Here is a 10141-nt window from a genome sequence, read left to right on the forward strand (position 1 = left end):
CTTTTTGGGGTCAGATCAAATATTCTTATTTTTTAACCGCACTTTTTTTTTAAGCCATCAGAGTTATCTCTGGCTTAACTCATAAACATTCCACCATTAACATGCAATGTCGTTCCGGTAATATACCCAGCATCATCTGAAGCTAAAAATGCGACCGCTTTCGCAATATCTTTTGGATCACCTAATCGACCCGCTGGCACATTAGCTAAAATACCCGCTTTTTGCTCATCGGTTAGTACGTCTGTCATATCCGTTGCAATAAAACCTGGCGCCACTACATTTACTGTAATCCCGCGCGAAGCCACTTCTTTTGCTAAGGCTTTACTAAAACCAACAACACCCGCTTTAGCGGCACAATAGTTTGTTTGTCCTGGGTTGCCCGTTGATCCAACTACTGAGCCAATAGTAATAATGCGACCCGCTCGTTTTTTCATCATGCTACGTAACATTGCTTTTGATAAATAAAATACTGAGGTGAGATTGGTTTGTAAAATATCAAACCATTCCTCATCTTTCATACGCATCAATAGATTATCACGGGTAATGCCTGCATTATTCACTAAAATATCAATATCACCGAATTCTGTTTTAATTTGTTCTAATACAGCATCAATACTCGCAATATCACTGACATTTAATACCATTCCTTTACCATTTCCACCTAAATAAGCAGAAATAGCTTCAGCGCCTTTATCCGAAGTCGCTGTACCAATCACTGTTGCGCCTTTTGCGCTCAATTCTTCCGCAATTGCGCGACCGATTCCACGTGTCGCGCCTGTGACTAATGCGATTTTTCCTTGCATATTTGTTATCCTTATTGTTTATTATGCCAATAGTTCTTCAACAGCATTTAATGATGCAGGATCATTAACGGCTGTCGCTTGTAAATTATCGCAAATTCGCTTCGTTAAGCCCATCAATACTTTACCAGGTCCAACTTCAACTAAATATTCAATGCCCTGTTTGTTCATTTTCTCAACACTCTCAGTCCAACGTACTGGATTATACAATTGGCGTACTAATGCCGAACGAATAGCTTCACTATCCTCTTCCATTTTTACATCGACATTATTAATCACGGATACTTGAGGTGCTTTAAAGGTAACGCGTTCTAATGAAACCGCTAATTGATCTGCTGCAGGTTTCATCAGTGCACAATGTGAAGGAACACTAACAGCCAATGGCAATGCGCGTTTCGCCCCCGCTTCCTTACACGCTATCGCGGCACGTTCTACCGCTGCTTTATTCCCTGCGATAACGACTTGACCTGGCGAATTAAAGTTTACTGCAGAAACAATTTCGCCTTGTGCATTATCTTCACAAGCTTTAATAATTGCGGCATTATCTAAACCAATAATCGCATACATTGCCCCAGCGCCTTCCGGCACAGCTTGTTGCATAAGCTTACCTCGTAATTCAACCAACTGGATTGCATCTTGGAAATCCAAACTACCAGAACAAACTAATGCTGAGTATTCACCCAAACTGTGCCCCGCCATTAATGCAGGTGTTAACTGTGGATATTTTTGTTGCCAGACTCGATAAAGGGCAACGGAAGCCGCAAGCAACGCAGGTTGCGTACGCCAAGTTTTATTAAGTTCTTCAGCCGGCCCTTGCTGAACAAGCTGCCAAAGATCATAACCTAGTACTTCTGAGGCTTGTTTAAATGTTTGCTCTACGACGGGGAATTCTGCGGCTAATTCTGATAACATACCAACAGACTGCGAGCCTTGACCCGGAAAAACCATTGCAAATTTTTTCATTTTTTATCCCAAATCTTATTTTATCAACTAAAAACGCACGAGGGCTGAACCCCAAGTCCAGCCACCACCAAACCCTTCTAATAGCAACAATTGTCCACGCTGAATTCGCCCATCGCGTATAGCCTCATCTAAAGCCATCGGAATTGTTGCGCCGCTAGTATTCCCATAACGATCAAGCGTGACAACAACTTGTGACATATCCATATCCAATTTTTTTGCTGTTGCGGCAATAATACGTAAATTTGCCTGATGAGGAACTAACCAATCAATCGCGGATTTATCTAACTGATTTACGCTTAAGGTTTCTTCTACTATGTTTGATAATTCACGCACAGCCAATTTAAAGGTCTCATTACCTTGCATGGTAATATAACCTGAATGTGGGTTATCACGCTCTACTTGTGGCATCATTAACATCTCTGCTTTTTCTGATGTGCCATGCAAATGAGTTGAAATGATACCTTGTTCTTCACTGGCTTGTAATATTACTGCTCCGGCTCCATCACCAAATAAAACAATGGTGCTACGATCATTCGGATCAAGGCGACGGGAATTTAAATCCGAGCCAATAACTAATGCATTTTTCACCTTACCTGTACGGATAAACTGATCCGCAACCGTTAAAGCATAAATAAACCCCGTACACGCTGCAGCAATATCAAATGCAATCGTGTCTTTAATATTCAAGGCACCTTGTACCTGACAAGCTGCGCTTGGATAAGCATGGGAATGGGTCGTTGTTGCCACAATAATCAGGTCAATATCATTTGGCTCAATGTTCGCCATTTCAAAACAATGCTTAGCGGCCTCAGTCGCCATCGTCGCTGAGGTCTCATGCGCAGCTGCTATACGGCGTTCTTTCATTCCTGTACGCTGAGTAATCCACTCATCGGAAGTATCAACCATTTTTTCTAAATCAGCATTTGTTCTGACCTGTGCTGGGGCATAGCTTCCCGTTGCCAAAATTCTACTGTACATAATTATCTCTTAAGCTTTTCTAAACCAATTAAAATTTTATTTGGAATATCCTGTCGAACTTGTAAAGCGGCATCTCTAATGGCATAAGTAAACGCATTGGCACTAGCCGCGCCATGACTTTTTACCACCACAGAATTTAAACCAATTAAAGAAGCACCATTATATAGCTCAGGATTCATGTTCGTTAAACGCTGATAACCCTGTTTGAATAAGCGTTTTACCAAACTACTCACAAGACGCTTCATCACACTTGTCCTCGCAGGATAAACATCACTTCCTTTCAATAACGACACAATATTTTTCGCTGCGCCTTCAAGGGTTTTTAACGCAATATTACCAGCAAACCCATCGCTAACAATGACATCTGCTTTGCCATTTAATAAAAAGTTACCCTCAATAAACCCGGTGTAATTAAGTGCGGTTTGTTTTTCAATTAAATTTGCCGCTTCCCGAATAGATTTATATCCTTTAACTTCTTCAATCCCTATATTTAATAATGCTACACGCGGATAAACCAATCCCAACATACTTTCTGCAAACACCGCACCCATTAACGCAAATTGATATAAATGCTCTGCACTGCATTCAAGATTGGCCCCCAAGTCCAACATCACTGTCCGCTCGCCATTCACCGTTGGAATCATAGATATTAATGCTGGGCGCTCAATCCCTTTCAATGGTTGTAAGAGTACCTTAGATAATCCCATTAATGCCGCCGTATTGCCAGCACTAACACAAGCTTGAGCCTCTCCTTTTTGTACAGACTCGATGGCTAAACGCATCGATGTGCCTTTACTGTGGCGTAATGCATAAACAATGCCTTGATTATTATCAATTTGACGTGGTGTATGTTGAATAAGCAAGCGATCTTTAAGATGAGTGGGTACATCAGCTAGTAGAGGTTCAATTTGTTCGCTATCCCCAAACAAAAGAAAAGTAAGCATTGGATCTTGTTCCAACGCAGAAACAGATGCAGGGATAGTAACACGGGGACCTATGTCCCCGCCCATCACATCTAACGCAAGGGTTAGACGACTCAAGTGATTACCCTATCTGAAACAATAAATACAATTATTTATTGATTACTTTACGACCACGATAGTAACCATCAGCAGTTACATGGTGACGTAAATGAGTTTCGCCACTCGCTTTATCTACAGATACAGCAGCAGTGGTTAAGGCATCATGTGAACGACGCATATCACGACGTGAACGAGATTTTTTATTTTGTTGAACAGCCATTGGCTATACTCCTAAATTTACTTTTGCTTTAAACTAGCTAATACAGCGAACGGGTTCGGTTTTTTTGCCAACTCTTCAGGCAATTCGCCAAAAACCTGTTCCGCCACGGACACTTCACAGTGTTCAGGTTCATGCATCGGAACTAAAGGAAGCTCAAGCATGAGTTCATCTTCAATCGTTCCAACCAAATCTATTTCACCAAATTCATTAAACTCAATTGGCTCATAAATTTCGGGTAATACGTCAACTTGATCCAAATGTGATACAGGGCTATAACAAAACTCACTATAAATGGTATGTTTGAATGGCTTATCGCAACGTTGGCAAATAAGCTCAACATCAATGCTTGCCACCCCTTTCATCACAACCAATTTTTGTGGATCAATGAAAAACGATAATGTCACCTGTGCATCGCTGAGCACTTGACTAACTGACTCAGTTAAACGCATAAGCTGATCCTGTGAGTAATAACCCACATAATCTAATCTCCGTTGTGCGTCTTTAACTGGGTCAACAGTTAAGGGTAGTTTTACCTTTTGCATAGGGTGCGAATATTACATTCATCTGGTCAAATAGTCAAAGGAAATTATACTTTTCCTGTGAATTATTCTACCTAAAGGTATCCTCTCATTCAAATAACAATTTGCTAGTCATTACTCACATATACTTGTTTTAAATTCCGCTACCAAAATGCTTGTTCTTAAATGCAAATACATTTCTTACCAAAAACTTGCTATAATCCCACCGCACTTTTGCGAAAATGATCTATTTACTGTGAGAATGTAATGAATAATTCAAATAAAATTAAACCATTAACCTACTGGCAAAGAGTGAAAATTGCTTTTCAATATATAATGCCACAGCTTTATTTAACTCAATTAGCCGGTTGGTTTGCTCAACAAAAATGGGGAGCTATAACACATTTTGCGATTAAAGCCTTTGTAAAAAAATATCAGGTAAACATGAATGAAGCGGCGAATCCTGATATTAAAAGCTATGGGAATTTTAATGAGTTTTTTATTCGTCCTTTAGCGGAAAATGCTCGCCCGATTAATCAGGATCCTAATGCTCTCTGTTTGCCCGCTGATGGGCGTATTAGTCAGTGTGGCCACATTGACAATACATTATTATTACAAGCCAAAGGACATTTTTATCGTTTAGATGATTTACTAGCCGGTGATGAAGAATTGATCGAAACATTTAAAAACGGCGAATTTGCAACAACGTATTTATCTCCGCGTGATTACCATCGTGTTCATATGCCTTGTAATGGTACTTTGCGTAAAATGATTTATGTGCCGGGTGAACTTTTTTCTGTTAATCCATTCTTAAATAGCCATGTGCCAAATCTATTAGCCCGTAATGAACGCCTTATCTGTGTCTTTGACACAGAGTTTGGGAAAGTCGTGCAAATTCTTGTCGGTGCAACCATCACAGCAAGTATGAGTACTGTTTGGTCTGGTGTGATTAATCCACCGCGTTCACAAGACATTAAGGTGTGGACTTATGAGGCAGAAGGAGAGAATGTTATCCGGTTGAACAAAGGCGAAGAAATGGGTGCATTCCAATTAGGTTCGACAGTCATTAATTTATTTGCACCAAATTCTGTGCGATTGGCTGACTATTTAGAAGTGGATATGCCCGTACGTGTTGGGGAAATTCTTGCCCATAAATTTAATTAATAAAAAGGAAAAACTATGACAGCTCAATTTTTTGAACAAGTTTCATTAGATGATGTATCGGCAAAAGGCAGCTACGGTATTGGTTTACAAATCGGCCAACAATTAGTCGATAGTCAATTAGATGTACGTGCTGAAGCCGTTGCAAAAGGCATTTATGATGCCTTACATCAACAGCCTCCAGCATTAGATTTAAATGAGATTAGTGCTGCGTTGCAACAATTACAACAAGAAGCAGTTGAAGCACAGCAAGCCCGCTTTAAACAAGTTGAAGAAGATGGTAAAGCTTATTTAGAAGCCAATAAACAAAACCCAGCAGTCAATACAACAGATAGCGGTTTACAATATGAAATCTTAACTGAAGGCACAGGACAAATTCCATCTAAGCAAGATACTGTGCGTGTACATTATACGGGTACATTAATTGATGGGACTATCTTTGATAGTTCAGTTAAGCGTGGCCAACCTGCCGAATTCCCATTAAATGGTGTTATTGCTGGTTGGACAGAAGCATTATCTTTAATGCCTGTTGGCTCAAAATGGAAACTGACGATCCCACACAATTTAGCTTATGGTGAACGCGGTGCCGGCGCCTCTATTCCACCGTTTAGTACGTTAATTTTTGAAGTAGAATTACTCGATATTTTGTCGTAACTCTGTCGTAAAAACTCTCCTTCGATCGTAGATTCAAGGAAAAAACATGACAAACACGCAAAGTTAGTGGTAAAATCAAGTCAGCTATGTAACTTTTAGTTATGTATGCTGACATCAAAGTGACAATGGTGGTTTAACCACATGGGACGAACCTTGAAACTTTGACGAATAATACATAAACTATTTATCTCATCGCAATGGCGAAACTACAATAGGAAAAAACAAATGAGCATTGAAGAACGCGTAAAAAAAATCATTGTTGAACAATTAGGCGTTAAAGAAGAAGAAGTTAAACCAGAAGCTTCTTTCGTTGAAGATCTTGGCGCAGACTCTTTAGATACTGTTGAGTTAGTAATGGCTTTAGAAGAAGAATTTGATATCGAAATTCCTGATGAAGAAGCAGAAAAAATTACTACAGTACAATCTGCAATTGATTATGTACAAAGCAATCAATAATTTCTGATTAAGGCGGTTTAAAACCGCCTTAATTTTTGCCTCAAAACCTACCACAAATAGACATCTAGCCTCAATCCAATTATTTTTGTCATAAAAATTGATTTAGATAAAACTTTTATCAAATAAACACATATTTTTTCAAAAAAACTTTGAACAAATATTTCCTTTCGTTATGATTGTTCTTAGTCAAATCTAACTATTTCGAGGTGTTTTCTATGCTTTATTTAGAGTTTATCTTTCTACTCATCATGCTGTATATTGGTAGCCGTTTTGGCGGCATTGGACTGGGAGTGGTCTCAGGAATTGGTCTTGTTATTGAAGTCTTTATCTTACGTATGCCACTAGGCAAAGCACCAATTGATGTCATGTTAATTATTCTTGCTGTTGTGACTTGTGCCTCAATTCTAGAAGCTGCTGGTGGATTAAAATATATGCTGCAAATTGCCGAACGTATTTTACGCAGTAATCCCAAGAGAGTCACTTTTTTAGGTCCTATTGTTACTTACTTGATGACGTTTATGTTGGGTACCGGACACTCTGTTTATTCTATTATGCCAATTATTGGTGATGTCGCCTTAAAAAATAAAATACGCCCTGAACGCCCAATGGCCGCAGCTTCCGTTGCATCTCAACTTGCCATTACGTCCAGCCCATTAGCAGCTGCTACTGCGTTTTATTTAACTCAAATCACACAAATGCCCGGCTATGAAAATGTGTCATTACTCAATATTATTTCCGTAACCATTCCTGCAACCTTTCTAGGAACATTAGCTATGTGTTTCTATAGCTTGCGCAGAGGAAAAGAGCTTGAAGATGATCCTGAATATCAACGACGCCTACAAGATCCTATCTGGCGTGAACGCATTCTGAATACAACCTCTACTTCACTCAATTCAACGCTACCAACAACTGCTAAATTATCTGTTTACTTATTTCTACTTGCATTAATTACCGTTGTTGTCATCGCGATGTTAACAGATATTCGAACTATAGGTGATAGTGCTAAACCAATTTCCATGTCATTAGTTATCCAAATGATGATGTTAGCTTTTGGTGGTGTTATTCTGATTTTAACCAAAACTAACCCACAAAATGTGCCAAATGGCGCCGTATTTAAATCAGGTATGGTTGCATGTATTGCTATTTTCGGAATTGCTTGGATGAGTGATACTTACTTCCAATATGCTATGCCAGAGTTTAAAGCAGCCGTGACACACATGGTAGAAAATTATCCTTGGACATTTGCTTTTGCCCTATTCGCGGTATCAGTGGTTATTAATAGCCAAGCGGTAACAGCTGCTATGATGCTACCTGTAGGTATCGGCTTAGGTCTACCCGCACCGCTACTAATAGGGCTTATTCCTGCTACCTATGCTTATTTCTTTATCCCAAATTATCCATCAGATATTGCCACAGTTAATTTTGACGTAACCGGCACAACAAAAATCGGTAAGTATTATTTTAACCACAGTTTTATGGTTCCAGGTTTAATCGGGGTCATAACAGCGTGTTTTGTTGGTTATTTTATTGCTCAGCTTGTTATTAAATAAGCCTCATATCCTATTATCATGCCAAAGTGCGGTAAAAATTTTAAAATTTTCACCGCACTTTTTATTACTTTTTAATAAAGTTTGTTAGAATGAAATTTTTTACACATTGAGAATCAAATATAATGAAAAATAAAATTTTAGGCAGTGCCTTAATGATTGCAGGAACCACTATTGGCGCAGGAATGCTCGCAATGCCGATCTCTACCGCAGGAATGGGGTTTATTGCAACATCATTACTCTTAATTGGATTATGGGCTGTATTTGCGTATAGCGGCCTACTTTTTGTGGAAGTCTATCAAACTGCAAAACAAAAAGACGATGGTGTCGCCACCCTTGCAGAGCAGTATTTTGGTATATTCGGGCGTATACTCTCTACTGGTACATTATTAATCTTACTCTACGGGCTATCTGTTGCTTATATGATGGGCGGAGGCTCACTACTTTCAGGTATTCTCCCAAGCTTTACTGAATCAGCAGACCTCAACAATAAAATCGCAATCGTTATTTTTACTTTTGTGCTCGGTGCATTTGTCGTTATTGGTACAAAAAGCGTTGATGGTATAACCCGTCTATTATTTATCGGAAAATTGATCGCTTTTGCTATAGTGTTACTTACTATGTTGCCAAAAAGCAGTCTAGACAACCTTATGGCACTCCCCCTAGACTACGCTTTAGTACTCAGTGCGATCCCCGTCTTTTTTACATCTTTCGGTTTCCATGTCATTATGGGAAGCATTAATGGCTATCTAGATGGCAATGTACATCATTTCCGCAAGGCTGTAATTATTGGCACAGCTATTCCGCTTGCAGCTTATTTACTCTGGCAATTAGCAACGCATGGGGTGCTTAGTCAAAGTGAATTTATGACTATAGTTCAAGAAGATCCTACGTTAAATGGCCTTGTTAATGCTACGCGCCAAATCACTGGAAGCCACCTATTAGGCGAGTTAATCCGTATTTTCTCTGCACTTGCGCTAATTACATCATTCTTAGGTGTCATGCTTGGTGTTTTCGAAGGACTTGGAGATCTCTTCAAGCGCTATCACTTACCGAATAATCGTTGGAGCATCTCACTTGTTGCATTTGTTCCACCGCTTTTATTAGCCTTATCAGAAAATAGCTTCTTAACCGTGTTAAGCTATGCTGGTTTAATGTGTGCATTTTACTGCCTTTTATTACCTGTCATTCTAGCTTGGCGTACTAGAGTAACCCACCCAAATCTTCCATATCGCGTATTTGGTGGTAATATTACTCTCGCTCTCGCATTTATCATCGCCATAGTAAGCTTTATTTATTACAGTTTTAATATTGGTTAAACCCATAAAAATACCGCACTTTTAAGTGCGGTATTTTTTTATAAACTATTGTCCCCATTAGTCTCTTCAGTAATCAAAAAGCTAACATAATAATTTCGCCTACTTGCTATTAGACTTTGACTTGGATACTGACAACATATTCAAATGAAACTGCTACCTGAATACACAATAGCACGACAAAATAAATCGGTGTAATGAGAGGAAGGAATACTGGAATGAAATAGAGTGTGATGGGTGTAATGAATAATCCCCCCCTCCCCAAAAACAAAAAAGCCCCGACCAAAGTCAGGGCTCCTAAATAATAACCTGGCGGTGACCTACTCTCACATGGGGAAACCCCACACTACCATCGGCATCTCTGCGTTTCACTTCTGAGTTCGGCATGGAATCAGGTGGGTCCACAGCATTATGACCGCCAAGATAATTCGTTATAAAACCAGAAACAAGCTATATACTAAAGTCTATCTTCTCAACAATATGAACCTACTTATCCATATCTCTCT

The 10141-nt window shown here is 39.3% G+C and carries 11 protein-coding genes and 1 rRNA gene; 5 read left to right on the forward strand and 7 right to left on the reverse strand.

The genetic code is table 11. The annotated features are described in order from the left end of the window. Positions 1–74: 74 nt before the first annotated feature. From fabG to yceD, 6 genes are read right to left on the reverse strand one after another with little or no spacing between them, the layout of a single operon-like run. The gene (fabG, locus tag CVP05_RS12230) at positions 75–803 is read right to left on the reverse strand and encodes a 3-oxoacyl-ACP reductase FabG (protein ID WP_100289841.1); all 729 of its coding nucleotides are present in this window, start codon (positions 801–803) and stop codon (positions 75–77) included. Positions 804–824: 21 nt separating this feature from the next. After that, positions 825–1763, reverse strand: a complete 939-nt coding sequence (gene fabD, locus CVP05_RS12235; RefSeq protein ID WP_100289842.1) for an ACP S-malonyltransferase — start codon at positions 1761–1763, stop codon at positions 825–827. 27 nt (positions 1764–1790) lie between these two features. Next, positions 1791–2741, reverse strand: a complete 951-nt coding sequence (locus CVP05_RS12240) for a beta-ketoacyl-ACP synthase III (RefSeq protein ID WP_100289843.1) — start codon at positions 2739–2741, stop codon at positions 1791–1793. Between the two features lie 2 nt (positions 2742–2743). After that, entirely contained in the window at positions 2744–3781 is a 1038-nt protein-coding gene (gene plsX, locus CVP05_RS12245) for a phosphate acyltransferase PlsX (protein WP_100289844.1), read from the reverse strand. A 31-nt stretch (positions 3782–3812) separates the two neighbouring features. Further along, on the reverse strand, positions 3813–3983 hold the full coding sequence (rpmF, locus tag CVP05_RS12250; protein WP_005544470.1) for a 50S ribosomal protein L32: 171 nt from the start codon (positions 3981–3983) through the stop codon (positions 3813–3815). A 17-nt stretch (positions 3984–4000) separates the two neighbouring features. After that, positions 4001–4525: a 23S rRNA accumulation protein YceD gene (gene yceD / locus CVP05_RS12255; RefSeq protein ID WP_100289845.1), complete on the reverse strand. Its 525-nt coding sequence runs from the start codon at positions 4523–4525 to the stop codon at positions 4001–4003. Positions 4526–4768: 243 nt separating this feature from the next. On the opposite strand from yceD, the gene asd reads away from it, so the two are divergent. The 5 genes from asd (at position 4769) to CVP05_RS12280 (ending at position 9638) form a co-directional block, all read left to right on the forward strand. Continuing rightward, positions 4769–5665 (forward strand): archaetidylserine decarboxylase, encoded by an 897-nt coding sequence (gene asd / locus CVP05_RS12260; RefSeq protein ID WP_100289846.1) that lies wholly within the window; start codon positions 4769–4771, stop codon positions 5663–5665. A 15-nt stretch (positions 5666–5680) separates the two neighbouring features. Continuing rightward, complete coding sequence (bamJ, locus tag CVP05_RS12265) at positions 5681–6316, forward strand: BamJ family beta-barrel-assembly machinery protein (protein ID WP_100289847.1); 636 nt, start codon at positions 5681–5683, stop codon at positions 6314–6316. A gap of 225 nt (positions 6317–6541) precedes the next feature. Further along, the gene (gene acpP / locus CVP05_RS12270; protein WP_013745789.1) at positions 6542–6772 is read left to right on the forward strand and encodes an acyl carrier protein; all 231 of its coding nucleotides are present in this window, start codon (positions 6542–6544) and stop codon (positions 6770–6772) included. A gap of 215 nt (positions 6773–6987) precedes the next feature. After that, on the forward strand, positions 6988–8322 hold the full coding sequence (locus tag CVP05_RS12275; RefSeq protein ID WP_100289848.1) for an anaerobic C4-dicarboxylate transporter: 1335 nt from the start codon (positions 6988–6990) through the stop codon (positions 8320–8322). Between the two features lie 119 nt (positions 8323–8441). Then, complete coding sequence (locus CVP05_RS12280; RefSeq protein WP_100289849.1) at positions 8442–9638, forward strand: aromatic amino acid transport family protein; 1197 nt, start codon at positions 8442–8444, stop codon at positions 9636–9638. Positions 9639–9942: 304 nt separating this feature from the next. Here the strand turns inward: CVP05_RS12280 and rrf are convergent. Continuing rightward, positions 9943–10058, reverse strand: a 5S ribosomal RNA gene (rrf, locus tag CVP05_RS12285). Positions 10059–10141 lie beyond the last annotated feature (83 nt).

The sequence above is a fragment of the Conservatibacter flavescens genome (genome assembly GCF_002795425.1).
In the GTDB taxonomy this organism is placed as follows: Bacteria; Pseudomonadota; Gammaproteobacteria; order Enterobacterales; family Pasteurellaceae; genus Conservatibacter; species Conservatibacter flavescens.